This window comes from Pseudodesulfovibrio aespoeensis Aspo-2, from assembly GCF_000176915.2.
Classification (GTDB): Bacteria; Desulfobacterota; Desulfovibrionia; order Desulfovibrionales; family Desulfovibrionaceae; genus Pseudodesulfovibrio; species Pseudodesulfovibrio aespoeensis.
The window spans coordinates 1680634-1705094 of the sequence record NC_014844.1; the positions used below are offsets into that span (position 1 = coordinate 1680634).

The 24461-nt window shown below is 62.0% G+C and carries 24 protein-coding genes; 6 read left to right on the top strand and 18 right to left on the bottom strand.

All coding sequences use genetic code 11. The features are described 5' to 3' along the window. Window positions 1–9: 9 nt before the first annotated feature. The 3 genes from dnaG to cbiB all read left to right on the top strand — a co-directional run bounded on the left by dnaG (window position 10) and on the right by cbiB (window position 4566). Window positions 10–1782, top strand: coding sequence for a DNA primase (dnaG, locus tag DAES_RS07560; protein WP_013514444.1), 1773 nt, complete (start codon window positions 10–12; stop codon window positions 1780–1782). Then, window positions 1769–3514 carry an RNA polymerase sigma factor RpoD gene (gene rpoD, locus DAES_RS07565; RefSeq protein ID WP_013514445.1) on the top strand — a complete coding sequence of 582 codons (1746 nt, stop codon included), beginning with the start codon at window positions 1769–1771 and terminating at the stop codon, window positions 3512–3514. Before dnaG ends, rpoD begins: the two co-directional genes overlap by 14 nt. A gap of 101 nt (window positions 3515–3615) precedes the next feature. Beyond that, window positions 3616–4566, top strand: a complete 951-nt coding sequence (gene cbiB, locus DAES_RS07570; protein WP_013514446.1) for an adenosylcobinamide-phosphate synthase CbiB — start codon at window positions 3616–3618, stop codon at window positions 4564–4566. A gap of 26 nt (window positions 4567–4592) precedes the next feature. Here the strand turns inward: cbiB and DAES_RS07575 are convergent, their stop codons facing one another. From DAES_RS07575 to DAES_RS17585, 18 genes are all read right to left on the bottom strand, one after another. Continuing rightward, a complete protein-coding gene (locus tag DAES_RS07575) occupies window positions 4593–5330 on the bottom strand; it encodes a hypothetical protein (RefSeq protein WP_157864823.1) in 738 nt (245 codons plus the stop codon). Window positions 5331–5506: 176 nt separating this feature from the next. Beyond that, window positions 5507–6304: a pyrroline-5-carboxylate reductase gene (proC, locus tag DAES_RS07580; protein ID WP_013514448.1), complete on the bottom strand. Its 798-nt coding sequence runs from the start codon at window positions 6302–6304 to the stop codon at window positions 5507–5509. Further along, the gene (gene ndk, locus DAES_RS07585) at window positions 6304–6726 is read right to left on the bottom strand and encodes a nucleoside-diphosphate kinase (RefSeq protein WP_013514449.1); all 423 of its coding nucleotides are present in this window, start codon (window positions 6724–6726) and stop codon (window positions 6304–6306) included. The genes proC and ndk overlap by 1 nt, the downstream gene beginning before the upstream one ends. Before the next feature lie 91 nt (window positions 6727–6817). Next, window positions 6818–7612, bottom strand: a complete 795-nt coding sequence (locus tag DAES_RS07590) for an ABC transporter ATP-binding protein (protein ID WP_013514450.1) — start codon at window positions 7610–7612, stop codon at window positions 6818–6820. Further along, window positions 7609–8520: an ABC transporter permease gene (locus DAES_RS07595; RefSeq protein ID WP_013514451.1), complete on the bottom strand. Its 912-nt coding sequence runs from the start codon at window positions 8518–8520 to the stop codon at window positions 7609–7611. Before DAES_RS07595 ends, DAES_RS07590 begins: the two co-directional genes overlap by 4 nt. Window positions 8521–8637: 117 nt before the next feature. Next, window positions 8638–9588, bottom strand: coding sequence for an ABC transporter substrate-binding protein (locus tag DAES_RS07600; RefSeq protein ID WP_013514452.1), 951 nt, complete (start codon window positions 9586–9588; stop codon window positions 8638–8640). Between the two features lie 379 nt (window positions 9589–9967). After that, a complete protein-coding gene (fliM, locus tag DAES_RS07605; protein ID WP_013514453.1) occupies window positions 9968–10945 on the bottom strand; it encodes a flagellar motor switch protein FliM in 978 nt (325 codons plus the stop codon). A 362-nt stretch (window positions 10946–11307) separates the two neighbouring features. Beyond that, window positions 11308–12549 carry a divergent polysaccharide deacetylase family protein gene (locus DAES_RS07610; protein WP_013514454.1) on the bottom strand — a complete coding sequence of 414 codons (1242 nt, stop codon included), beginning with the start codon at window positions 12547–12549 and terminating at the stop codon, window positions 11308–11310. A gap of 18 nt (window positions 12550–12567) precedes the next feature. Beyond that, on the bottom strand, window positions 12568–13851 hold the full coding sequence (locus DAES_RS07615) for a S41 family peptidase (RefSeq protein ID WP_013514455.1): 1284 nt from the start codon (window positions 13849–13851) through the stop codon (window positions 12568–12570). Between the two features lie 46 nt (window positions 13852–13897). Beyond that, complete coding sequence (locus tag DAES_RS07620) at window positions 13898–15001, bottom strand: murein hydrolase activator EnvC family protein (protein ID WP_013514456.1); 1104 nt, start codon at window positions 14999–15001, stop codon at window positions 13898–13900. Beyond that, window positions 14998–15657, bottom strand: a complete 660-nt coding sequence (locus DAES_RS07625; RefSeq protein ID WP_013514457.1) for an endonuclease III domain-containing protein — start codon at window positions 15655–15657, stop codon at window positions 14998–15000. The genes DAES_RS07620 and DAES_RS07625 overlap by 4 nt, the downstream gene beginning before the upstream one ends. Then, window positions 15654–16529 (bottom strand): 50S ribosomal protein L11 methyltransferase, encoded by an 876-nt coding sequence (locus tag DAES_RS07630; RefSeq protein ID WP_013514458.1) that lies wholly within the window; start codon window positions 16527–16529, stop codon window positions 15654–15656. The genes DAES_RS07625 and DAES_RS07630 overlap by 4 nt, the downstream gene beginning before the upstream one ends. Before the next feature lie 82 nt (window positions 16530–16611). Beyond that, a complete protein-coding gene (locus DAES_RS07635) occupies window positions 16612–16836 on the bottom strand; it encodes a hypothetical protein (RefSeq protein ID WP_013514459.1) in 225 nt (74 codons plus the stop codon). Between the two features lie 71 nt (window positions 16837–16907). Further along, window positions 16908–18122: an aspartate aminotransferase family protein gene (locus DAES_RS07640; RefSeq protein WP_013514460.1), complete on the bottom strand. Its 1215-nt coding sequence runs from the start codon at window positions 18120–18122 to the stop codon at window positions 16908–16910. Window positions 18123–18140: 18 nt separating this feature from the next. Then, complete coding sequence (dut, locus tag DAES_RS07645) at window positions 18141–18599, bottom strand: dUTP diphosphatase (protein ID WP_013514461.1); 459 nt, start codon at window positions 18597–18599, stop codon at window positions 18141–18143. Window positions 18600–18738: 139 nt separating this feature from the next. Continuing rightward, entirely contained in the window at window positions 18739–20346 is a 1608-nt protein-coding gene (locus DAES_RS07650; protein ID WP_013514462.1) for a sodium:solute symporter family protein, read from the bottom strand. After that, on the bottom strand, window positions 20347–20493 hold the full coding sequence (locus tag DAES_RS17785; RefSeq protein ID WP_013514463.1) for a symporter small accessory protein: 147 nt from the start codon (window positions 20491–20493) through the stop codon (window positions 20347–20349). A 112-nt stretch (window positions 20494–20605) separates the two neighbouring features. Further along, window positions 20606–20743, bottom strand: a complete 138-nt coding sequence (locus DAES_RS17585; RefSeq protein ID WP_013514464.1) for a hypothetical protein — start codon at window positions 20741–20743, stop codon at window positions 20606–20608. 374 nt (window positions 20744–21117) lie between these two features. Between DAES_RS17585 and DAES_RS07655 the strand changes: the two genes are divergently transcribed. The 3 genes from DAES_RS07655 to DAES_RS07665 are packed head-to-tail and all read left to right on the top strand — an operon-like array spanning window position 21118 to window position 24437. After that, entirely contained in the window at window positions 21118–22644 is a 1527-nt protein-coding gene (locus DAES_RS07655) for a glutamate synthase-related protein (protein WP_013514465.1), read from the top strand. A 12-nt stretch (window positions 22645–22656) separates the two neighbouring features. Beyond that, window positions 22657–23103 carry a 4Fe-4S dicluster domain-containing protein gene (locus DAES_RS07660; protein ID WP_013514466.1) on the top strand — a complete coding sequence of 149 codons (447 nt, stop codon included), beginning with the start codon at window positions 22657–22659 and terminating at the stop codon, window positions 23101–23103. 32 nt (window positions 23104–23135) lie between these two features. After that, a complete protein-coding gene (locus DAES_RS07665; protein WP_013514467.1) occupies window positions 23136–24437 on the top strand; it encodes an NAD(P)/FAD-dependent oxidoreductase in 1302 nt (433 codons plus the stop codon). The last annotated feature ends 24 nt before the right edge of the window (window positions 24438–24461 follow it).

The window sequence follows — 24461 nt, forward strand, 5'->3', positions numbered from 1 at the left end:
GAGGCGCACATGGACAGGAGTGCTGTCGAGGCCGTCAAGGCCCGCATCAGCATCGCGGACATCGTACGCCGCTACGTGGACCTGAAACCCGTTTCAGGCCGCTGGATGGGGGCGTGCCCGTTTCACCAGGAAACCAAGCCGTCCATGTCCGTGAACGACGACGAGGGTTTTTTCTACTGCTTCGGCTGTCAGGCTTCTGGCGATGTTTTCGATTTCTACGCGCGCATCAACGGGCTCGAATTTCGCGAGGCTCTGGAGCATCTGGCCGCCGAGGCCGGGGTGGAGCTTGGCAATGTTCCCCACGATCCGCACGCGGCAGAGCGCAAGGCGCGCATTGCCATGCTCTTTGACATGCACGACGAGGCCAATGCCTGGTTTCAGCGCAATCTGACCATGGAGGCAGGTGCGGTGGCCAGAGAGTATCTGACAAAACGGGGGATGACCCCGGACGTGATCCGCAAATTCGGCCTGGGCTACAGCCCGGACGACTGGCGCGGCCTTGAGAGCCACCTCAAGGGAAAAGGGCGCACGCCCGAATTGGGGGTCGAGGCCGGACTTTTGTCTCAGAACGAAAAAGGCAACATATACGACAGGTTCCGTGGAAGACTCATCTTCCCCATTCAAAATTTGTCGGGTCGGGTCATTGCCTTTGGTGGCAGAATAATTACAGATGGGGAACCCAAGTATCTGAACAGCTCGGATACCCCGATTTACAAGAAGGGTGACCATCTGTACGGGTTGAATCTGGCACGGTCCACCATGACCCGCTCCAAGCGGGCTTTGCTGACCGAGGGGTACATGGATGTCATCTCGCTCCACCAGTTCGGCTACACCGACGCCTGCGGCGTTCTGGGCACGGCCCTGACGCCCGAGCAGGTGAAACGGCTGGCCGGATTCTGCTCGCGCGTCGATCTGGTCTTTGACGGCGACGGGGCGGGGCGCAAGGCAGCCCTCAAGAGCAGCCGGATGATCCTGCTGCAGGGCGTGGCCTGCCGCGTCGTGCTCATGCCCCAGGGCGAGGACGTGGACAGCCTGTTGCAGACCAAGGGGGCCGAGGGGTTCGAGGCGTGCATGGAGCAGGCCCCGGACGGCCTTGATTTTTGCATGACCACCTTGCGCAACGAATTTGCGCCGCGTGAGATCATGGCCTGGGCCAAGGGGTTCCTGACGGATCTGCCCGATGCCTCGTTGCGCGCCTTCTACCTGCCGCGCATCGCGGGCGGTCTTGGGTTGTCCGAGGCCGATTTCAGGCGCGACACGGGCGTTTCCGGACCGCCGCGCAACACGCCCGGCAGGAGGCCGCCAGAGCGGGGCAGCCATCAGGCGCAGGATGGACAGGGTCGCCAGAATCTTCCGGCAGTGGGCAAGGAAGACCATGACGACAAGTATTTTTTGCGTTTCGCCATCCAGTACCCGGACTATGTCCAGGCGCTGGCCGAGAGGGGTTTTGCGCATGTCCTCGCCACGCAATGGGCCGGGGCGCTCTGGGAGAAGCTCGTCAATGCGCAGCATGGCCAGATACTGAGCCAGCTGAACGATCAGGAGAAGAGCTTCTACTTTAAGTGTCGCGCGGAGGTGCGCCAGACCGCGCTCACGGGACGCGAACTGCTGGACGAATGGGAACATATCTGCAATAAGATCGCGTTTGCACAGCAGAAAGAAGACAGGCGGCAGCTCAAAGAGGCCCTGAACCAGGCGCAACTCAGCGGTGACAGGCAGCGGATAAACGAGTGTTTTCGGGCCTTGGAAGAATCTCTCAGGAGGGACGATGAGCAACATTAAGGAAATCCAGCAGATCAAGACCCTGATTGCCGAAGGCAAGCAGAGGGGATTTCTGACATACGAGGAGTTGAGCAAGGCCCTGCCTTCTGACTACAACACCCCGGAACAGCTGGAAGAAATTCACGCCATCTTTGACCAGATGGGCATCGCCCTCGTCGATTCGGACGAAGACGACAAGAAGCTTGAAACCGACGACAAGGAACTCGAGCTGACCGAAAAGGACGACGATTCCGCCGATTACGCCTCGCGCAGCACCGACCCTGTGCGCATGTATCTGCGCGAGATGGGCGCCGTGCCGCTGCTCGACCGCGAGGGCGAGGTGGTCATCGCCAAGAAGATCGAGAATGGCGAGCTTGAGGTGCTCTACTCCCTGATCGAGGTGCCCGTGGCCGTGGAGGAGCTCATCTCCGTGGGCGAGGATCTCAAGGATGGCCGCGTCAAGCTCAAGGACGTGGTCAAGACCATCGAGGAGGACGATCCCAGCGAGGACGAGATGAACCAGCGCCAGCGCGTCATCTTCCTGCTCGACGAGGTCAAGAAGCTCTTCAAGAAGAAGCGTAAGATATACGAGAAGCTCGACTACTGCGCCCAGACCGACAAGCGCGTCTACGGCGTGCAGAAGGACATCCTCGTCTACAAGGACGAGGTGGTCACCCGTTTGCGCGATATCAAGCTGGAGAAGACCCTGATCGACCGCATCATCGAGACGGTCAACGACTACGTCCGCCAGATGCACAACTGCCAGCGCGACCTTTCGGCCTATGTCCTGTCCGTGGGCCAGACCAAGGCGGAGATCGAGGAGTTGTTCCGTCAGGTGGACGCGCGCACCGTCAATCCGGTGGTCGCCGCCGACACCCTGGGCCTGACCGTGGAGGAGTTCTTCTCCTTCAAGGAGATGCTGGCGGGCAAGCTGGAGATCATGAACCGGCTCCAGGACAAGTGCTGTCACAGCGTGCACGACCTGGAGGAAGTGTTGTGGCGCATCAAGCGCGGCAATCTCTCGGCCATGCGCGCCAAGCAGGAGCTCATTCGCGCCAACCTGCGTCTGGTCGTCTCCATCGCCAAGAAATACACCAACCGCGGCCTTCAGTTCCTGGATCTCATCCAGGAGGGCAACATCGGCCTGATGAAGGCGGTGGACAAGTTCGAATACCAGCGCGGCTACAAGTTCTCCACCTACGCCACCTGGTGGATTCGTCAGGCCATCACCCGCGCCATCGCGGATCAGGCCCGGACCATCCGCATCCCGGTGCACATGATCGAGACCATCAACAAGCTCATCCGCACCTCGCGCTATCTGGTGCAGGAGCTTGGCCGCGACCCCTCGCCCGAGGAGATCGCCGAGCGCATGGACTACCCGCTGGAAAAGGTCAAGAAGGTCCTCAAGATCGCCAAGGAGCCCATCTCGCTTGAGACCCCCATCGGTGACGAGGAGGATTCGAGCCTGGGCGATTTCATCGAGGACAAGAAGGCCACTGCGCCCGCCGAGGAGGTGGTCTCCACCAAGCTCGGCGAGCAGATCGCCTCGGTCCTCTCCGACCTCACCCCGCGCGAGGAGCAGGTGCTGCGCAAGCGGTTCGGCATCGGCGAGAAGTCGGACCACACCCTTGAGGAGGTGGGCAAGCTCTTCAACGTCACCCGCGAGCGCATCCGCCAGATCGAGGCCAAGGCGCTCCGCAAGCTGCGCCATCCGGTGCGCAGCGCGCTGCTCCGTTCCTACTTCGAAAACTAGGCACTGGAAGGGCCGGGAGAGACATCCTCTCCCGGCCTTTTTTTATATCTGCCGCTCCATGCGGCCCCGCGCCAGAACCCAAGCCCCACGGGATCAGGACCATGGAACAGTTTGTCTTCCTCTTCATCGTCCCGGCAGCCGCTGTCATCCTGGACGCCCTGTTCGGCGACCCGAAAAACCTGCCGCACCCGGTCCGCTCTATCGGACAAGCGCTCGACCTCTACGAGGCGTCCGCGCGCAGGGTGGGCATCAACCTGCGCGCCGCAGGCTGGGCCGCCGTGATCCTGCTGCCTGCCGCTGCCTGGGGCGTGGCCGAATTCCTCATGGCCATCCCGTATCTCGGCGTGTTCATCGCCATCTATCTCGCCTATGCCGGGCTGGCCCTGGGCTGTCTGGCGCGCGAGGCGTACAAGGTAGCCTCGTTGCTCGACACCGGCGATCTGCCCGGCGCACGCGCGGCCCTGTCCATGCTCGTCAGCCGCGACACCTCGACCCTCGACCCCAATGACGTACGGCGCACCCTGGCCGAGACGGTCAGCGAGAACCTCAACGACGGGTTCGTGGCCCCCATGTTCTATCTGGCCCTGCTCGGGCCGGGCGGCATGTGGGCCTACAAGGTGATCAGCACCATGGATTCCATGTGGGGGTATCGCACGGACCGGTTCCGCGATCTTGGCCGCGGGGCGGCCAAAACCGACGATATCCTGGCCTGGATTCCGGCCCGGATCACGGCCCGGCTGCTGATCTTCGTGGGACGTGGGCGCGGCCTGAACCACGACGCGGCCAGGGCCAACTTTGCCCGCGACGCGGCCACAATGGAGAGCCCCAACGCGGGCTGGCCCATGGCCGCCGCCGCCTGGCTCCTGGGTGGCCAGATGGGGGGCAGGGCGGTCTATTTCGGCGAGGTCAAGGACAAGCCTGTCCTCGGCCCCGTTGACGCCGTCTGGGACAAGGCCATGGTCCGCTCGCTCATATCCCTGTGCAAGTCCACGGGCCATCTGGCCGCCTGGATCTTCATCGCGGTCCTGGGCTGCCTGCGCTGGGTTTTCTGACGCCGGGTGTCGGCGCGAGCCAACGCCTAGCGGTTACATGCGGGGCGAAAGACCGTCACGGCAGCTGCAAAGGCCGCCACGCCGATGAGACCGAAAAGCCACTGCGGCCCGCTCACATAAAGCATGACGCGGATGCCGCTGCCCCAGAGAAAAATCAGGAATGCGGTCAGGATCAGAATGGCCCATCTGGTTGGCTGATTCTCCGGGGCAAAGAGGCGTTGGAGCCGAGGCATGGCGCGTCGAAAGAAGAGCCAAAGCGCCCAAGCGAGCAGCGCGGAGCCGAGGATGAAGACCCACCAGGGCGAGATGCCGGTAGCGCGATCAAAAATTCCGACATCTCCGTGCCCGGAAAATGCGCGCATCCAGACATAGGCGACCAGTTCCATGACATTGGCCACCACGAGCCAGTAGACCACATGAAACACCCATCGCCTCCTTGCGAGCCAGCGTCCGCGCATGAGGCCGATGCCGATGCCCACGACCAGTGAATGCATGATCAGCGGACAGAACCCGATGAGCGCCGCATGAAGGGTGCGCCCCTGGGCGAACAGCCGTTCGTAGTCCACTCCTTCGTCCCATCCCGTCATGGTCAGGGGGTTGCCCCAGACAATGCCCAATGGGCTCGGCATCTCCCCAAGAACCCAGGCCATGGTGCTATGGGTGAATTCGTGTGTCACCACCACTAGGGATTGCATGACGAGAAAGGTGACGATGGAAATGACGAGGTAGGGCAGGGCGCCCATGGCGTGTTCTCTTGTATCCATCCTCACCCGGTATCCCCTTGCTTCGCATGCCGTCAAGTCTGCTCAACCGGATTGGCGGCTCTGGCATGCATCCGTTTCAGCGCGGGAACGAGCCCTTGCCTGCTATGCATGACGCAATAGCTGCATGAGAAAGGGCTCCTCGCGGAGCCCTTTCTTTTAACTCTGATAGAAACAGCCTATTCGCCAAGCTCGATGCTGCGCAGGTAGGACTCGAACACGCCGTCGATGATGTCGCCGCGCACGCCCTGGCGGTCGAAGTGCATGAGAGCCCGGATGGTGGTGCCGCCGGGCGAGGTGACCATCTCACGCAGCTGCGGGATGGACAGGTCGCTCTGGGCGGCCAGCTTGGCCGAGCCGGAGAACAGCCCCTTGACCATCTCCGTGGACTGGGTCCGGGACAGCCCCAGGGCCACGCCGGATTCGATCAGCGCCTCCATGAAGTAGAAGACGTAGGCCGGGCCGGAGCCGATGACGCCGGTAAAGGCGTCGAACAGCTTCTCGGGCAGGATGTGGACCTGCCCGATGCCCTGGAAGAGACCGGGGATGAAGGTTTTCATCTCTGTGCTCAGGTCCCTGTCGTCCAGGCAGACGGCAAAGACCCCCTCGGAGACCAGGGCCGGGGTGTTGGGCATGACCCGGACCACCGGGCACACTCCCTCGGACCAGTCCTTGAACCTGGAGAGGGTGATGCCCGCGCAGATGGAGACCAGACACTTGGCGGCGCCAAGTTCTGCGGCGATCTCCTTGACCACGGGTTCGGCGTGCTGGGGCTTGACGGCCACGACGATCACATCGCACTCGTTGGCCAGCGCAAGGGGCGAGTCGTGGCTGATCACCCCGAATTCCTTGTCCAGGGCCGCGAGCTTGTCCGCGTCGTGATCCACGCCATGCAGCTCGACATCGCGGGAGGCCAGCCCCCGGATGATGGCTGAGCCCATGTTGCCAACGCCTATGAACCCGATTTTCTTGCTCATTACCCCACCAACTCGTTTTTATTGAAGAAGTAGGCCACCTCGGTCCTGGCGGTCTCGGAACCATCGGAACCGTGGCAGGAGTTGTTCTGGATGTCCAGGCCGAAGGCGGCGCGGATGGTGCCCTTTTCGGCATTGGCCGGGTTGGTCGCGCCCATCAGCTTGCGGTAGTTCTCGATGGCGTTCTCGCCTTCGAGACAGGAGACCACGACCGGGCCGGAGATCATGTAGTCCACCAGCTCGCCGAAGAAGGGGCGCTCCTTGTGCACCGCGTAGAAGCCCTCGGCCTTGGCGCGGTCCATGTGGATCATTTTCATGCCCTTGATGCGCAGGCCGGAGTCGGTGATCATCTTGAGGATGTCACCGATGAGGTTGCGTTCGACAGCGTCGGGTTTGATGATGGAAAAGGTCTGTTCGATAGCCATGGGAGCCTCCCGGTGTTTTCAATGTATACGTGTCGGACGATCTTTGCCAAGAGCTTTGCCAGAGTAACTGTGCCGGGGCTGCCGGCGCAGCCTAGCAGAGCAGCATGCGGTCTGAGACCCCGGCCTCTCCGCGCAACTCGGAGAAGCGTCGAAGCAGGTCCTCGACCTTGAGATTTCGTTTTTCCTCGCCAGCGATGTCCAGGACGATTTCGCCGCGATGGAACATGATCAGCCGGTTGCCCAGGCTGATGGCCTGGGCCATGTTGTGGGTGACCATCAGGGCCGAGAGATGCTGCGACTGCACGATCTCTGCGGTCAGGTCGAGCACCATGCCTCCGGTCTTGGGGTCCAGGGCCGCGGTGTGCTCGTCGAGCAGCAGGAGCCGGGGACGCACCAATGTGGCCATGAGCATGGTCAGGGCCTGGCGCTGGCCGCCGGAGAGCAGCCCGGTGGAGGTCTTGAGCCTGTCCTCGAGGCCCAGGCCGAGCATGGCCAGTTTCTCGCGGAAAAAGGCGCGGTCCGCAGCCTTGACCCCAAGGCCCAAGCCCCGCCGCTGGCCGCGCTTGAGGGCCATGGCCAGATTCTGCTCGATGGTCGCCCCGGAACAGGTGCCCAGGAGCGGGTCCTGGAAAACCCTGCCAATGAGCGAGGCGCGGCGGTACTCGGGCCAGCCCGTCACATCGTCGTCGCCCAGCCTTATGCTCCCGGCGTCCAGGGGGAACGACCCGGCCACGGCGTTGAGAAAGGTCGATTTGCCCGCGCCGTTGGAGCCGATGATGGTGATGAAGTCGCCATCCTTGATGTGCAGGGTGACATCCCTGAGGGCCAGGACCTCGTTCACATCGCCCTTGTGAAATGCCTTGGTGATGCCGGTCATGGAGATCATTTCGTCCTCCCGGCGGCCAATCCGCGTTTCATCCTGCCCTTGATCTGCGGCATGACCAGGGCGACCACCACCAGCAGGGCGGTGATCAGGTTCAGGTCGCTCGGCGTGATGGAGAAGCTGCCGAGCTTGAGGCCCAGGGCCAGGGCAATGGCTATGCGGTAGAGGATCGAGCCGAGCAGGGCGGCGATGATAGCGCGGGTGATGGTCCTGTTGCCGAACACGGTCTCGCCGATGATGACCGAGGCCAGCCCGGCGATGATGGTGCCAACGCCCATGTTGACATCCGCCGCGCCCTGGTTCTGGGCCACCAGCGCGCCCGAGGCGGCCACCAGCGCGTTGGACAGGCCCACGCCGAAGATGACGATGGTGTCCGTGTTCACGCCCTGGCTGGTGATCATCTGCTTGTTGTTGCCCGTGGCCAGAAAGGCCAGGCCGAGTTCGGTGTGCAAAAACCAGATGAGCGCGGCTACCACCATCACGCAGATGATGCCGAAAAGCACGGGCGTGGATATGTGGGGCGCGAGGACACTGACCTCGGCAAACCAGTCCACCACGGTGTCCTGGCCGAGCAGGGTCATGTTGGGCCGCCCCATGATGCGCAGGTTGATGGAATAGAGCGCGATCATGGTCAGGATCGAGGCCAGGAGGTGGAGAATCCTGAATTTCGTGTTGAGGATTCCGGTTGCGGCGCCGGCCAGGAATCCCGCGCCGGTGGCCATGAAAACAGCCATGACCGGGGAGTGGCCCGCGGTGATGGCCACTGCCGACACCGACGCCCCCAGAGGCAGGCTGCCGTCCACGGTCAGGTCCGGAAAGTCGAGTATCCGGAAGGTCAGGTAGACTCCGACGACCATGAGGCCGTAGGCGAATCCCTGTTCTATGGCTCCGAAGAACGCGTAACTGGTCATGTGTATTCCTGGATTGCTGCGGCCTGCCGAGTCTGGCCCAGCCGGGCCGGGCAACGAACAAGGCGCGTTGCGAACAACGCGCCTTGTATACTGTTGGCGTCAAATACGCAAATGGGGCTACTCGACAACCTTCGCAGCCCGGGCGATGGTGGCCTCGGGCAGGGTCACGCCCATGGCCGCGGCAGCCTTCATGTTCACATGCAGGTTGAGGTCATCGAGAAATTCTACCGGGATATCCCCAGGAGCCACGCCTTCGACCAGAATCCGATAGGCCATGTCGCCGGTCTGAAGGCCCATCTTGTAGTAGTCCACGGCCACGGCAGCGATGGCACCGCGATCCACGGAATCGACATCGGCCACGATGAGGGGCAGCCGGTTCTGGGTGCAGACCTTGATGGCCGATTCCAGGGCGGAGACCACGGTGTTGTCCGTGGGCACATAGACCACGTCGGCCCGGCCCACGAGGCTCTTGGCCGCCTGATACACGCCGCTGGAGTTGGCGACGGATGCGCCCTCCACCGTCATGCCAGCCTTGGACGCCTCTGCCTTGAGGGCGTCCACTAGGACAACGGAGTTGGGCTCGCCCGCATTGTAGATCACGCCGATGATTTTGGCCGCCGGGACGATCTCGCGGATCAGGGCGACATGCTTGTCCATGGGGCTGAAGTCGGACATTCCGGTGACGTTTCCGGTGCCGGAGTTCTGCAGATCCTTGACCAGACCGGCGGATACGGGATCGGTCACGCCGGTGAAGACGATGGGGATATCCTGGATCTTCTGGGCTGCGGCCTGGGCGCCGGGGGTGGCGATGGCCAGGACCAGGTCGGGCTTTTCGCCCTTGATCTGGCTGATGATCTGGACGTTGGTGGCCATGTTGCCCTGGGCTATATGGACGTTGTAGGAAACGTCCGCCCCCCGTTCCTTGAGCCTGTCCATGACGCCGTTGCGCATGGCGTCCAGGGCGGGGTGTTCGACGATCTGAGTGACCGAGACAGTGTACGGTCCTGCCGCGAACGCGTTCAGGGCCAGCAGGCACAAGGCGATGAGGGTCAAGAGAATTCGTTGCATGGGCAGGTTCCTCCGCAAGGGAATTTTGACGGATAGTGGACTCGAAAATCGCGCCAAGTCAAGGTGTATCCAACGCGCGGACAAACAAAAGGGCCGCTTGAGCGGCCTCAGACTGCTGACAAAGGCCCGATTGCGTCGTTGCTTCAAAAAAGGCACAAATCCGCAGGACAGCGGATTTGGACGTTGGCTTTGCCGATGCCCCGAAGGGGTGAGCCCCAGGACGGGGCGAATCAAACCCCCGCGTATTGTCTATACGCGTCGGTCTTGGCTTTATTTAGCGCCGAGCACTCGAACCTTTCTCAGCAGCCTGCCAGAGTGGGCTTTGTCAATACTCTGAGGCCGTGTGTATGGCCTTCTGTTTACGAATTTGGCGTTCGGGTCAGAAGCGGATTTCCTCTTCCTTGATCACCTGGAAGGATTTGTTGCCCTTGACGCGGCCTGGCAGCCCCTGGAATTTACGCACGCCCTCGACCTCGGCTTCGAGCAGTTCGTCCTCGTCGGTGTCGAGCAGGATGATGTCGCCCTCCTGAAGGTAGAGCAGCTGGCGGCCACTGATGGTCGTGCGGCCCATGCGGATCACCATTTCCACCGGGGTCTCCATGAGCCGCTCCTTGAAGCGGTTGATCCAGACATGGTCCACCTCCAGCCGCTCGGACTGGAAGGAGGCGTGCAGCTTGGAGCGGATGGGCTCCATGGTGGCGTAGGGCAGGCAGACGATGAGCGAGCCGATGGCGTTTTCGAGCTCCACCTCGAAGGTGACCACGATGACCACGTCAGAAGGTGGCACGATGGCCGCGAACTGGGGGTTGACCTCGGTGCGGACCAGCTCCACGTGGACTTCGTGGACCGGCTTCCAGGATTCCTCCATGTTGGCCAGGGCGATCTTGACCACGCGCTCGACAATGGCCTGCTCAATGGGCGTGAAGTCGCGTCCCTCGACCTTGGGCTGACTGCCCGCGCCGCCGAAGAAATTTTCCACCAGGGCAAAGACGAGGCGCGAATCGACCACCAGCAGGGCGTTGCCGCGCAGCGGGTCCATCTTGAAGATGGAAATGGAGGTGGGCACCGGCAGCGAGCGCATGAAGTCGCCGAACTTGGACATGTCGATGGAAATGGGGTTGATGTCCACCCGCTTGCGCATGGTGTTGGCCAGGGCGTTGGTGCACAGCCGGGCAAAGCGGTCGTTGACGATTTCGAGAACGGGCATGCGGCCCCGGATGATCCTGTCCTGGTTGGCCAGGTCAAAGGACACCACGCCGGAGTCGTCCTCCGGTATCTCGGTCTCTGTCTCGACATCCCCCCCCGAAAGACCTCGGAGCAGGGCGTCGACTTCATCTTGTTCGAGGATTTTGCTCATCTGGGAAAAGCCTCATGAGTTGGCCGCGCATCCGGCCCGCTTGTTGCCGGCCATGCCGGGATTTTGAACATCGTGAAACGATTAGCAAAAAGCGGGCCTAACCCGTCACATTCCTTTCGACCGGATGCCTGTTTCTCTTTAGTCACCTGTTACACTCGGCCCGCTGCGAAGGCAATAGAAAGAGACGAGGCGGGCCGTATTGGCCATGAAAAAGTCTATACATTCTCCAGATGAGGCTGAGCCGGCGCACACTGTAGTGGATAGTATCAATTGATTCAACGTATTGACGATTGATGAAAAAAGAAAGGACAGGCGTTGGGCAGGGAGTGTCCATGGACGGGCCGGGACAAGGGAAGGTCCGTCTATTGCGGCTTCAGGAGCGAGAGGGGGAGTACGCGAATGTTTGGATTCTTGCGCGCGTGCCATGATTTGAGGGCGGCCAGGGTTTCCGGGTAGGGGTGGCCGATGGCGATGGCGACCCCGTTCTTGAGGGCCACGTTTTCCGCCTTGCGCAATTGGAGGGTGATGGCCGACACGTCCTTGACGTTGTCGAGAAAGATGTCGCGCTGATAGAAAGGAGTGCCGGTCTGGCGGGCTACGCTGCGGGCCACGCTGCGGGCCGAGGTCAGACTGTCGAGGAAGAAGAGCCCGCGCTGCCTGAATTCCGACAGGGCGGTGGTCATGCCCGGCGTATGGGCGGTAAATTTCGACCCCATGTGGTTGTTGACGCCGATGGCCTCGGGTATGCGGGCGACGCTGTCGGCCACCCGTTTTCGTATGGCCTCCTCGGACATGGTGGTGAACAGGGCGTCGCTGCCCGGATTGTAGGCTGGATAGCCCATGGGCTCCATGGGAAAGTGGATGATCAGGTCGCGCCCGGAGGCCTGGATGAGCCTGACGGATTCGCGGGACTGGCTGGCATTGGGCCAGACCGCCAGGGTGACGGGAAAATTCAGGTTGATCAGCCCTTTCAGAACGTGCAGATCCTCACCAATGTCGTCGATGACAATGGCGAGCATGGGGCCTTTGCCCGTTGGTCTGGGCAGTGTCATGGGCACTGTTTCGAGCATCAGCCGGTGGGTGGGCAGGCTGGCTATGGTGATGACCGCCTCGGCGTTGCCTTTGTCGGTCAGGACGGCATCGGGCACCCGCACGGCCAGACGGTTCTTCAGCCCGGTCAGGAACGCGCTCCTGTCCTTGAGGGGAGGGATGTCCAGCACCTGATAGTGATAGGGGCGACCATCAAGGGTGCGCAGCTCCACGTCGAGGAGGCCGAGCCGGGCCAGATCCATGCCCGCACCGCGCATGGCCTCGATGACCGCGAGATCGGCCTGCCGGACCAAATCCTCCATGTCGCCTGTGGTGTCCTCCTCGTAGACCTTGGGGACCACGGTGACGGGCTCGGCCTTGATGACCATGCCCGCTGCGGCTGCGACCTCGTCGGGCGGGGTGGTGTCGGTGAGGATGAAATACCCAAGGGTGATCAACCCGGCAAAGGCCAGGGTGAAAAGCGCCACAAGAGGACCGGGCCGGTACAGCTTTGCGAAAAAGCTGACCGGTCCGGTCTCTTCATTCCTGGTTTCGTCCCTGGATTGATCGTCCATGGGGAGACGCGGCTTCCTTTACTGGATTTCCCTGAGTTTGGGCAGGCTCTTCACCAGCTCAAGGGCCATCCTGAGCTGATTGTCGCGCTCAAGCATGTCCTTGACCTCCTGCTCTGCATGGGGGCCGGTCTTCTTGCTCTCGTCGCCGTTTTCCAGGTGGCGGCTGAGATCTTTTTCCCTGACCGTGAAGCGGTCGCGCATGTCCTTGTCCTCGTCCTTGGACGGGGCCAGGAAGGCGATCTTGAGGTCGGGTTCGATGCCCATGGCCTGGATGGAGCGGCCACTGGGGGTGTAGTAGAGGGCCGTGGTCAGCTTGATGCCCGAGCCGTCGGCCATGGGGATGATGGTCTGCACCGATCCCTTGCCAAAGGAGCGCTCGCCCACGATCAGGGCGCGCTTGTGGTCCTGGAGGGCTCCGGCCACGATCTCCGAGGCCGAGGCCGAGCCAGCGTTGATGAGCACGACAAGGGGCACCTTGATTTCGTCGGAGTTCCTGGAAGCAAAGAAATCCTTGCGGTTGGACTCGTCCTTGCCCTGGATGTAGACGATGGTGCCGTCCTCGATGAAGGTGTCGGTCACGGATACCGCCTGGCCCAGGAGCCCGCCGGGGTTGTTGCGCAGGTCGAGGACAATGCCCTTGAGGGGATGCTGCTTCTGATACTGGGCGATCTCGTCGCGCATGTTCTTGGTCGTGGACTCGTGGAACTTGGTCAGACGCAGGTAGAGATAGCCGTCGTCCAGCGACTGGGTCTTGACGCTGGTGATGGGGATGGTGCCGCGCACGATGGCGACTTCCACGGGCTTGTTGGAGTCCCTGTGCAGGATGAGCAGGTTGACCGTGGTCCCCTTTTCGCCCCGGATGAGCTTGACCGCGTCCAGCAGGGTCATGTCCTGGGTGGATTGTCCGTCGATCTCGAGGATCAGGTCGCCGGGCTGGAGACCGGCCTTGTAGGCCGGGGTGTCCTCAATGGGGGAGACCACAGAGAGCCGTCCCTGTTCAAGGCTGATCTCAATGCCGATGCCACTGAACTTGCCAGCGGTATCCACCTGTATTTCCTTGTAATCCTCAGGGGAGAGATAGGCAGAGTGCGGGTCCAGCTGCTCGATCATGCCCTTGATGGAGTTGTCGATCAGCTCCTTGCGGGAGATGGGCTTGACGTAATAGCTCTCGACCATGTCGAGAACCTGGGAAAACCGCTTCAGCGCCTCGAAGTGGTCGTCCTTCCCGGCCTGGGTAGGGCCAGGGGCCACCGTGAGGGTGAAAAGCAGGGCAAAAGTGACAATCCAAAGTGATATGCGCATGCAAGCCTCCAGCCGGACGAACGCGCCATGTGCCGTCAGGCATGATTCATTGTGTCGATGTTAACCAAAGTTTCGGGTTAATTGGTTTTTGATGAAAACGCAATTCAAAATACAGGCCCGGTCCATCGACCAGGGGATAATACCCGGCGAGTCCCAGGGGCTCGTCCTTTTCAACCTCCTGCCCGTTGGTCACGTGCGTCTCGGACAGAAATGCATATAAACTGTAGTAATCATTGCCGTGGTAGACAATGATCACATGCCCGAATCCGCGCAGGGTGTCATTGTGCACCACCTTGCCCCAGAAGACCGAACTCACGGAGGCCGCATCCTGGGTGCTTATGGCCAGCCCCCGCACCGGCGGGTTGGCGTTGGGGTTGAAACCGGCCACGAGCCGCCCTTGGACAGGCCAGGGCAAGGTCCGCTTGTGGTGCGAGAATCGCTTGGTCTTCTGTGACTGCAACTGATACTTGAGGCTCTGAATGGCGGACAGGATGCTGCTCAGTTCGGCCTCGGCATCGTCGCGCTTCCTGGTCACGGAGCGCAGGTTCTTGCGCAGGGCGTATTTGCGGTCCAGGAGCCTGTCCTTGGTGGTGTTGACCTGATCCAGCTGCGCTTCGGCCTCCTTTTCCAGGGTCCGCTGCCGCTCCAGGTTGCTGGCGATGCGCTCGGAGTTGACCCTGGCCTCCTCGAATTTGGCCCTGGTGGCGTTGTAGATGTCCGCCAGCCAGTTGAAACGGCGGTCAAAGGTGTCCCAGCTATCCACGCCCTCAAACCGTGAATGGGCGCTCTGCAGATGCACCGGCCACAGGGTGCGCACCAGTCCAGAAAGCTCCTTGGCGATGCGCTGTTTCTCCTGCTCAAGGGCAAAATGCTCCTGGCGGGTGGCGCGTTCGTTCTTCCTGATCTCCTGGAGGACGGTTTCCTGTTTCCTGATTCTTTCCAGCAGACTGGCGATATCGTTTTCAATGCCAGAAAGGGACGTGGACAGCTCTCCCGCCTTTTCCGTGAGTTTTCGGACCTCCATCTCGCGCTGGTCGGCGCGGCGATGCTCCTGTTGCAGGCTCTCCTGCAACGAGCCGCTGTCCTCGGCACGGGCCGGGACGCAGACAAGGCAGAGGCACAGCAGAAACGGCAAAACCCACGTCTTCATGGCGACTCGTCGAGAAACGGTTGCAGCGGGCATGTGGCGCACAGCCCGGCCTTTTTCCGGCACCAGTCCTTGCCTACACGGACAATGAGCGCATGGAATTCATTGTAGAGTGACACATCCTCGGGCAGGGCGTCCATGAAAATGGAGCGCAGCCCGTGATAGTCGATGCCTTCATGGGCCAGTCCGTGGCGGTCCATCATCCTATAGGTGTAGGCATCCACCACAAATGTCGGCATCTCCAGGGCATAGAGCAGGATCGAATCAGCGGTTTCAGGGCCGACCCCATTGATGGAGAGCACTTTGCTTCGAAGTTCATCCATTCCTTGAGTCTTGAGCGATTCGATTTCGAACCCAGCTTCATCATTGAGAAAATTCAGGAAGTTGCGCAGCCGCGCTGCCTTGATGTTGTAGTAACCGGCGGGGCGGATGAGTTCCGCCAGCTCGCCCGTGTCCAGGGCGTGCATGGCCCTGGCCGAGAGCAGATCGCGGGCCTTGAGGTTGGCGATGGCCTTTTCCACGTTCCGCCAGTTGGTGTTCTGGGTCAGAATGGCCCCCACGGCGATCTCGAAGGGCGTGTCGCCAGGCCACCATCGGCTGGGGCCGAGCGTGGCGAGCATGGCGTGGTACATGCCTGTTATGGTGGCGGCGCGGCTCATGCCCGGTCCCAGCCCTCCACGCGTTCCCAGACGAGACAGGCCCATTCGCCCTCGATGTTGATGACTGGCGCGCCGATGCCGAGCCGCTCGTAGGCCTCGGTCACGGCCTCCTTCTGTTTGTCGGCCAGGATGCCGGAGAGGATCAGGCTGCCGCCGGGGCGCACATGGAGCAGGATGTCGCGGGCCATCTCGATGAGCGGGCCGGACAGGATGTTGGCGACCACTATGTTGAAGACGGCCTCCGGTTCAAGGAAATCGATGCTGCCCACGGCGCAGCGCATGGACTGGGCCACGGCGTTGGCCTCGGCGTTTTCCCTGGCGCATTCGATGGCCTGGGGGTCGATGTCCAGGCCAATGCCCGTGAGCCCCAGCTTGCAAAGCCCGATGCCGAGGATGCCGGAGCCGGTGCCGAGATCGAGAAAGGACTGGCCCGGTTCGATGACGCCGTCCTTGGCCATGGTGCCGATGGTGGCGAGGCACAGGGATGTGGTGGAGTGATGCCCGGTGCCAAAGGCCATCTTGGGCTCGATGACGATGTGGGTGGTGCCGTTCTCGCTGCCGTCCTCAAGCCAGGGCGGAAGGATGGTGAAGGTCTCGCCGCAGTTGACCGGGTTGAAGAAATCCTTCCAGGCCATGGCCCAGTTCTCGGACTCGCGCTCGGACCAGGTCACTTCGGAATCGGGAAACTGCGTTTCCATGGCGCGGATCAGCTCCATGCCCAGCGGGTGGTCTTCGAGGTAGAGGGTGAACCTGCGTCCCGGACCGCAGGGAGTCTCCTCCCAGCCGTGGGGAACCTTGGTGGCGATGAAGATGCCGGCCTCGTCGGCATGGTCTTCGGCAGTGACGAATTCGATCTTGAGAAGAGTGGACATGTTTTTGTCTCCGGCAAGGAAATATGACAAGGCCGGGGAGACTGGTCCCCGGCCACATGGTTGATGCGGTTGAAGCGTTCCTCTAGAAAACCCTGTCGATGAATGCGCCTTTTCCCGTGTCCTGAAAGCCCTGGACCGTGGCTTTGTTGTCCCGGTTTCCCGAGGCCTGCACCGACAGGACAAAGGCCTGCTCATGGGGCGCGGTGTCGGCTGGTTCCGGCCTGATGCCCCCGGCCTGTTCGCGCCTGTCGTCCCGGAGGGCGGGCGCATGTTCGTCCGCAGCGTTGATGGGTGCAATGGTGCTCATGCCGTTGTCCTCGGCTCCAGCATTACGCCCTCAACCCTGCATGGTCAAGGCGGGCCATGCCGGGCCGCGGCCTAGGCAGGCTCCGGGAGCGTCTCCAGCACACTGTCCAGGGCGGCCATGAAGGCGGTGATGTCCGCTTTCTCGATGGTCAGGGGCGGCACCAGACGCAGAATCCTGCCCTGGGCGAGGTTGCAGACCATCCTCTTTGCCAGCAGCCCCTTCCACACGGCAGGGCCGTCGCAGGAAAGCTCGATGCCGAACAGCAGGCCAAGGCCCCGCGTGCCCGCAATCTTGCCGGGGTGTTTGGTCATGAGCCGCTGCGCCTCGACGCGGGCAAAGGCACCCAGGTCGAGCGCCCGCTCGGCCATCTTCTCCTCCAGCATGATGTCCACGACCTTGGCAGCCACGGCAGAGACGACCCCGCCGCCGCCAAAGGTGGTGGCATGGGAGCCGGGCGTGAATCCCCTGGCCACCTCGTCCGAGCAGAGCACTGCGCCCATGGGCAGGCCGTTGGCCAGGGCCTTGGCCGAGGTGAAGATGTCCGGGACCATGCCGTAGTGCTGGTGGGCCCAGAACCTGCCGGTGCGGCACATGCCGGTTTGGACCTCGTCCACGATGAGCAGGATGCTGTTCTCGCGGCACAGGGCCACGATATCCGCCGCGTAGTCCGAGGGCAGGGGGCGTACGCCGCCCTCGCCCTGAACCATCTCGATCATGATGGCCGCCGTGTGCGCGTTGACGGCTCCCCTGAGGGCGTTGACGTTGCCGAACGGCACGGTGATGAACCCTTCGGGCAGCGGATCATAGCCGTCCTTGATGGGACCGGTCTGCCCGGTGGCGGTCAGGGTCGAGAGCGTCCTGCCGTGAAAGGATTTCTCCAGGGTGATGATCTCGTGGCGGTCCTCGTTCCTGACCCGGTGCATGTAGCGGCGGGCGAGCTTGATGGCCCCCTCGTTGGCCTCGGCCCCGGAGTTGCAGAAGAAGACCTTGCCCGCCGCGCAGGTGGCGAGCAGCTTTTCGGCCAGATCGAGCTGCGGTTCCTGGTAGAAGAGATTGCTGACATGGACCAGCTTTTTCGCCTGCTCGGCCATGACTTCGGCCAGATCGACCCGGCTGTGGCCCAGGCTGCACACGGCGATCCCGGCGAGGAAATCGAGATATTCCTCGCCGTCGAGGTCATACAGCCTGCATCCCTGGGCCTTGGACACGGCCAGCGGATACCGGCCATAGGTGTTGCACAGAAGCGATTGCTCTCTTTTGACTATGGCGTCGAATTTATTGCTCATTACACTGCTCTTTGGCGATTAGAGTTTTCCTGTGGACCCGAAGCCTCCAGCCCCGCGGTCCGTTGCGCCCAGTTCCTCGACCTGGTTGATGGCGGCCTGGAACACGGGCATGAACACCAGTTGGGCGATGCGCTGTCCGCGCCTGATTCGTCGGACCTCGCCCGAGGTGTTGAGCAGGGAGACCTTGATCTCGCCGCGATAGTCGGGATCAATGACGCCGACCCCCTGGCTGACGGTCAGGCCGTCCTTGGTGCCAAGGCCGCTGCGCGAGAAGACATACCCGGCCACGCTCGGCTCGCGGATTTCGATGGTCACTCCCGCGGGGATGGATTTCTTCTCGCCGGGGCCGATCTCAAGCTCCTCGACGTCGATGCAGGCCCGAAGGTCCAGCCCGGCAGAGAACTCGGTGGCGTAGGCGAGATCGTTCTCGTCCCAGACCGGGTGCATGAATTTGACGTTCACATCGATTTTTCTCATAGCGTCTGGTCCCTGGTTATTCCTTGATTTTGATGCGTTGTTTATTGGGCCGAAACCGCCCGGCTGTCAATTGCGCAAATACAAGGAGCGCCGGGGCTGTCTGCTCCGGCGCTCCTGTTGAGTCATGCATGTCAACGAGTTAGCAGAGACCGTCCCAGCAGAGGTCAAGGTGCGTGCTCTCCATGCGTCGGGTGGCGAGGCTGACGCCCACGGCCAGGGCCAGGGACACGGGCAGGGCGACCACGTTGGGGTCCACCCACTGCATCAGCCACATCCACGAACCCGGCTCTCCGCCCGCGGCCAGCGAGGGCTGGCCGGTGATGGCGGCGCACAGGCCGATGGACGCGGATTCCTGAAGGTGGACGAAGAGCAGCCAGAACATGGACACCCCGAACCCGCCCACCATGGATATTTTTGCACCGATCTTGGTCATGCCCTTCCAGTACAGGCCGAGCACGTAGATGGGCAGGAACGACGCCGCGCACAGGCCGAAAAAGAAGGCCGTGGCCCTGGCGATGATGTTGCCCGGCAGCACCCAGGCCCAGACCAGGGTGGCGAAGACCGCGATGATCACGCCGAGCCGGTTGAGCTTCATGGATGATCCGCCGTTGCCGATGGTCACATGCTGCTCCAGGAAGTCGCGGGCCAGGGAGGTGCCGCTCACATGATACTGGGAGCTCATGGTGGACATGGCCGCCGCAAACATGGCCACCAGGAAAAGGCCGGAGAACCAGCCGGGCATGATCTTGTCGATGTACAGGGGGATGATCCTGTCGAAGTTGCCCTCGGCCATGGCAATGGATATCTTGCCGAATTCATTCTGGAAGACGACATTAGACAAGGCGCCGACCACAAAGGCCACGCCGGTCATCAGCAGGATGAAGATGCCGCCGATAGCCACGGCCCGGTTGAGTTCGCGGTCAGACGGCACGGTCATGTAGCGCACGGCCAGTTGCGGCTGGGCCAGCACGCCGATGCCAACGCCGTAGACCAATGTGGTGTAGATGGTCAGGCCGATGGGCGAGTTGATGTCCGGTCCTGTTGTCCAGCCGGTCATGCCGCCCGCCTTGAGTTTTTCGGGCACCAGGGCGACCATGTCGGTCAGGGCCTGATGGGCGTCGGTCACGCCGCCGAGCAGGACGTAGGTGGTGATGATCAGGATGAGCATCATCACGGCCATGATGCTGCCCTGAAAGGCGTCGGTGTACATGACGGCGCGCAGCCCGCCGGTGACCACGTACATGGCCACCAGGGCGGTGACGATGAGCAGCCACGCCCCGTAGCTGACCATGGGAAAGGCCACTTCGAGCATCCGGCAGATGCCGATGAGCACCGCGGCAGCGTAGATGGGCATGAACAGAAAAATGAGCACGCCTGAGAACTGCTGGACAAACTTGGAGTGATACCGTCTGCCCAGGAGTTCTGGAAAGGTATGGGAGTTGAGGGCCAGCCCCATGCGCCGGGTCCGCTTGCCGAAGACGACCATGGCGATGAAGACGCCCACGAAGATGGTCAGGAAGGTCAGCCACAGCATGGACATGCCGAACATGCCCGACACGCCGCCGAACCCGACGATGGCCGAGGTGGAGACAAAGGTTGCGCCATAGGACATGGCCAGGATGAACGGGTTCATCTGCCGCCCGGCGAGCATGTAGTCCGTGGACCGGCTGGTCTGCTTCCACGCCTTGTAGCCAAGGTAGAAGATGCCGACGAGGTAGACGAGGATGCCAAGTATCTTGCCTTCCATTTACAGATCCTCCTCGTGCACGGTCTTGCCCGCCTGTGCGCCGGTGTTGTTCCAGTTCACAATTCCGTAAACGATGCACAGGGCCGCAGACCCGATGCTCAACCAGAAAGCCACTGCGATTTCAATGCTGCCAAAGCCCATCATCATGCCCGTTTACTCCTCTGATTTTCGGCCCCAGGTCCAACCGGCGGAAGACAAAAGAAAAGGGCCGCCGGCTGGTTGCCTGCGGCCCTTGTTGTGTCTGTACTTCCGTTAAAGATTACTCGCACACCCCAAGACCGCAGGCGCTTCTAAAAAAGCGGAAGCCAAAAAAGAAAAAGAAGCCGAAGCGGTTCTGGTGCGAGTTCATGGGCATTTCATAATTCAAAAGTTCGCGGGCTGTCAAGCGGATACCCATGGTATCATCCTCTATAATGGTCGATTGGAATCAGGCCATTGTCCTGCGAACACGGTTCTACAATTATGTAGCTTTCCAACTCCTATTTTGTGGGTTCATTGGTGTATCTCCGGTCATGAGCAGTTCGGCTGTGAATGGGGCAAAGTCATGGCAGGGGTGTCGCCCCCAGGCCGGGAGCCTGAATTGACACGTAATAAATTCAAGCATTCAAGGCGATTAAAAGTTTTCTTGACAGCTTTATGCTTCCTGTGCTTTTGTGACTCCCCTTCACAAGAAGAGCATTTGCCTGAATTGTGAAAAGCCGAAAACGGTGCCGCTGTCATCTCGTGCAAACGATGACTTTTTTGGCAACCAAACGAAAGAGGGTACCCGCCTTGCTGTTTCAACCCGTCAATAAAAACTACCATGAGTTTTGCATTGACCGCGATCCCGACCTGTGCATCAACTGCAAGGTCTGCGTGCGTCAGTGTTCCTATCAGGCCCATTACTTTGACGAGGCCCGGCAAAAGGTCATGCACGACAACACCAAGTGTATCGGCTGCCATCGCTGCGAGGCGCTCTGTCCCACGGCTGCCCTGAACATCCGCAACAAGCCCTCGGATTTCAGGGCCAACAAACTGTGGCGGCCCGTGTTCCTCCAGAACATCTACAAGCAGGCGGACACCGGAGGCGTGTTGCTGGCGGGGATGGGCTCGCCGGTTGACATCCCAGTCTACTGGGACCGCATGCTGCTCGACGCCAGCCAGGTGACAAACCCGTCCATTGACCCGTTGCGTGAGCCCATGGAGCTCAAGACCTTTCTCGGAGCCAAGCCGAGGCAGCTCAAGATCGAAACCGACAAAAACGGCAAATCCACCCTCAAGACCAAACTCTCCCCGCAGATCGAGCTCGATGTACCCATCATGTTTGCGGCCATGAGCTTCGGGGCAATCAATTTCAATCTGCATCAGGCCATGGCCCGCGCGGCCACCGAGATGGGCACGGTCTACAACACCGGCGAGGGCGGCCTGCACAAGTCCCTCTACAAGTACGGCAAGAACACCATTGTCCAGGTGGCCTCGGGCCGTTTCGGCGTGCATCTCGACTATCTCAAGGCGGGCGTGGGCATCGAAATCAAGGTGGGGCAGGGCGCCAAGCCCGGCATCGGGGGCCATCTGCCCGGTGAAAAGATCAACAACATGGTCTCCGAGACGCGCATGGTGCCCATCGGGTCCGACGCCATCTCCCCGGCCCCGCACCACGACATCTATTCCATCGAGGACCTGCTCCAGCTCATCTTTGCCCTCAAGGAGGCCTCGGAGTACAAGGTGCCGGTGGCCGTCAAGATCGCGGCGGTGCACAACGTGGCCGCCATCGCCTCGGGCATTGTCCGGGCGGGCGCGGACATCGTCACCATCGACGGCATGCGCGGCGGCACGGGCGCGGCCCCGGCCATGATCCGCGACAACGTGGGCATTCCCATCGAGCTGGCCCTGGCCCAGGTGGACCAGCGGCTGCGCGACGAGGGCATCCGCAACCAGGCGTCCATCGTGGCCGCGGGCGGCATCCGCTGCTCGGCGGACGTGGTCAAGGCCATCGCGCTGGGCGCGGACGCCGTGTACATCGGCACGGCCACCCTCATCGCCGTGGGCTGCACCATCTGTGGCCGCTGCTACACCGGCAAGTGCCCCTGGGGCATCGCCACCAACGACCCCAAGCTCTCCAAGCGGCAGAATCCGGACATCGCGGCCAAGAAGCTCTCGAATCTGCTCCGCGCCTGGGGCCACGAGATCGAGGAGATGCTCGGCGGCATGGGGCTCAATTCCATTGAGAGCCTGCGCGGCAACCGCGACAAGCTGCGCGGGGTCGGCCTTTCCGACACGGAACTCGACATCCTCGGCATCAAGCACGCCGGGCGCTAGACGGAGAACGCCATGAAAAGAGTCTACCCCGACAAATCCTACTGTATCGGCTGCCATCTCTGCGAGCTGGCCTGCATCACCGCCCATTCCGCGAGCAAGGATATCATCATCGCCTACCGCGACGAGCGCGCGGCAACCGGCCTCTCGCCCTGCAAGCGCGTGTTCGAGAAGGGCGACACCTGCGTGGCCATCAGCTGCCGCCACTGCGACGAGCCGTCCTGCGTGGCGGCCTGCATCTCGGGCGGACTTTACAAGGACCCCGAAACCGGGCGCACCGTGTACGACCGCGACAAGTGCGTGGGCTGCTGGTCCTGCCTCATGGCCTGTCCCTACGGGGCCATCCGCAGGCACCCCATCGAGAACAAGATCGTCAAGTGCGACCTGTGCGAGGGCAGGGCGGAAGGCCCGGCCTGTGTCCAGGCATGCCCCAACGCGGCCCTGAAGTACGAGGAGCGGTAGCCGCCGCGCGACCATAATCCACGAGGTCAATCATGAAATATGTCATCATAGGCAACGGCATCGCCTCCATCGGGGCCATCGAGGGCATCCGCAAGGTCGATGCCGCAAGCGAGATACTGGTCATCGGAGCCGAGGATTCCCCGGCCTACGGGCGTCCGCTCATCTCCTACCTGCTGGCGGGCAAGATCGGCCCGGACAGGCTCTCCCTGCGGCCCAGGGAATTCTACGAGAAGAGCAACGTCACCCTGAAGCTCGGCACCACGGTCACGGCCATCGACATCGCTGCCCAGACCGTGACCACGGACAGGGGCGAGACCATCGGCTACGAGAACCTGCTCATCGCCACGGGCGGCATCCCCTTCACCCCGCCCATCCCCGGCGCGGACGGATCCGACGTGTACAACTTCACCAATCTGGCCCACGCCCAGACCCTCATCGCCAAGGCCCGCGAGATCAAGCGGGCCGTGGTCATCGGCGGCGGGCTCATCGGCCTCAAGGCGGGCGAGTCGCTCTTTGACCGGGGCGTGGAGGTGACCATCCTCGAACTCTCGCCGCGCATCTTAAGCCTCGCCTTTGACGAAAACGCCGCGTCGCTCGCGGGCGGCAGGCTGGCCGAGGTGGGGCTGGCCGTGCGCTGCGGCGTGTCGGCCAAGGAGATTCAGCGCGACAGCGCGGGCAATCTCAAGGGGGTGCACCTGACCGACGGCGACTTCCTCCAGACCGACGTGGTGGTCATCGCCATCGGCGTGGTGCCCAACTACGGGCTGGCCAAGGCGTCCGGCATCGAGGTGGACCGGGGCATCAAGGTGGACGACCACATGCGCGCCAGCGCGCAAGGCGTGTTCGCGGCGGGCGACGTGGCCCAAGCCAGGGATCTGCTTTTTGGCGACGACCGGGTCATCCCCATCTGGACCAACGCCTACAACCAGGGCTTTTGTGCGGGCAAGAACATGGCCGGGGCGGACATCCGGTTCATCGGCAGCCTGGCCATGAACTCCATCAGCTTCTACGGCCTGCCGACCATCTCGGTGGGCACGGTCAACCCGCCCGAGGGCGATCCCGCCTACGAGGTGTCCATCACCTTGGACGAAAAGAAGAAAAGCTACCGCAAGCTCGTGTTCCAGAACGACCATCTGGTGGGCTATGTCCTGGTGGGCGACATCGACATGGCAGGCATGTACACGGCCTTTGTCAAGTTCCAGATGCCCATCCCCGAGGAGGCGCGCAAGCAGCTCGTGGCCGGCGCGCCGGACGTGCTCATGTGGCCCGACGACTTCTTCCGGGAGACCTGGAATCCTGGGCGCGAGGCCTGGAATCCGGGGACTCACGAATAAGACATCCGAGTCCCGCACGGGACG

Excerpts from the sequence above, each read along its gene's own strand:
- dnaG (WP_013514444.1), top strand. The coding sequence starts at position 10 with ATGGACAGGAGTGCTGTCGAGGCCGTCAAGGCCCGCATCAGCATCGCG.
- rpoD (WP_013514445.1), top strand. The coding sequence starts at position 1,769 with ATGAGCAACATTAAGGAAATCCAGCAGATCAAGACCCTGATTGCCGAA.
- cbiB (WP_013514446.1), top strand. The coding sequence starts at position 3,616 with ATGGAACAGTTTGTCTTCCTCTTCATCGTCCCGGCAGCCGCTGTCATC.
- DAES_RS07575 (WP_157864823.1), bottom strand. The coding sequence starts at position 5,330 with ATGGATACAAGAGAACACGCCATGGGCGCCCTGCCCTACCTCGTCATT.
- proC (WP_013514448.1), bottom strand. The coding sequence starts at position 6,304 with ATGAGCAAGAAAATCGGGTTCATAGGCGTTGGCAACATGGGCTCAGCC.
- ndk (WP_013514449.1), bottom strand. The coding sequence starts at position 6,726 with ATGGCTATCGAACAGACCTTTTCCATCATCAAACCCGACGCTGTCGAA.
- DAES_RS07590 (WP_013514450.1), bottom strand. The coding sequence starts at position 7,612 with ATGATCTCCATGACCGGCATCACCAAGGCATTTCACAAGGGCGATGTG.
- DAES_RS07595 (WP_013514451.1), bottom strand. The coding sequence starts at position 8,520 with ATGACCAGTTACGCGTTCTTCGGAGCCATAGAACAGGGATTCGCCTAC.
- DAES_RS07600 (WP_013514452.1), bottom strand. The coding sequence starts at position 9,588 with ATGCAACGAATTCTCTTGACCCTCATCGCCTTGTGCCTGCTGGCCCTG.
- fliM (WP_013514453.1), bottom strand. The coding sequence starts at position 10,945 with ATGAGCAAAATCCTCGAACAAGATGAAGTCGACGCCCTGCTCCGAGGT.
- DAES_RS07610 (WP_013514454.1), bottom strand. The coding sequence starts at position 12,549 with ATGGACGATCAATCCAGGGACGAAACCAGGAATGAAGAGACCGGACCG.
- DAES_RS07615 (WP_013514455.1), bottom strand. The coding sequence starts at position 13,851 with ATGCGCATATCACTTTGGATTGTCACTTTTGCCCTGCTTTTCACCCTC.
- DAES_RS07620 (WP_013514456.1), bottom strand. The coding sequence starts at position 15,001 with ATGAAGACGTGGGTTTTGCCGTTTCTGCTGTGCCTCTGCCTTGTCTGC.
- DAES_RS07625 (WP_013514457.1), bottom strand. The coding sequence starts at position 15,657 with ATGAGCCGCGCCGCCACCATAACAGGCATGTACCACGCCATGCTCGCC.
- DAES_RS07630 (WP_013514458.1), bottom strand. The coding sequence starts at position 16,529 with ATGTCCACTCTTCTCAAGATCGAATTCGTCACTGCCGAAGACCATGCC.
- DAES_RS07635 (WP_013514459.1), bottom strand. The coding sequence starts at position 16,836 with ATGAGCACCATTGCACCCATCAACGCTGCGGACGAACATGCGCCCGCC.
- DAES_RS07640 (WP_013514460.1), bottom strand. The coding sequence starts at position 18,122 with ATGAGCAATAAATTCGACGCCATAGTCAAAAGAGAGCAATCGCTTCTG.
- dut (WP_013514461.1), bottom strand. The coding sequence starts at position 18,599 with ATGAGAAAAATCGATGTGAACGTCAAATTCATGCACCCGGTCTGGGAC.
- DAES_RS07650 (WP_013514462.1), bottom strand. The coding sequence starts at position 20,346 with ATGGAAGGCAAGATACTTGGCATCCTCGTCTACCTCGTCGGCATCTTC.
- DAES_RS17785 (WP_013514463.1), bottom strand. The coding sequence starts at position 20,493 with ATGATGATGGGCTTTGGCAGCATTGAAATCGCAGTGGCTTTCTGGTTG.
- DAES_RS17585 (WP_013514464.1), bottom strand. The coding sequence starts at position 20,743 with ATGGGTATCCGCTTGACAGCCCGCGAACTTTTGAATTATGAAATGCCC.
- DAES_RS07660 (WP_013514466.1), top strand. The coding sequence starts at position 22,657 with ATGAAAAGAGTCTACCCCGACAAATCCTACTGTATCGGCTGCCATCTC.
- DAES_RS07665 (WP_013514467.1), top strand. The coding sequence starts at position 23,136 with ATGAAATATGTCATCATAGGCAACGGCATCGCCTCCATCGGGGCCATC.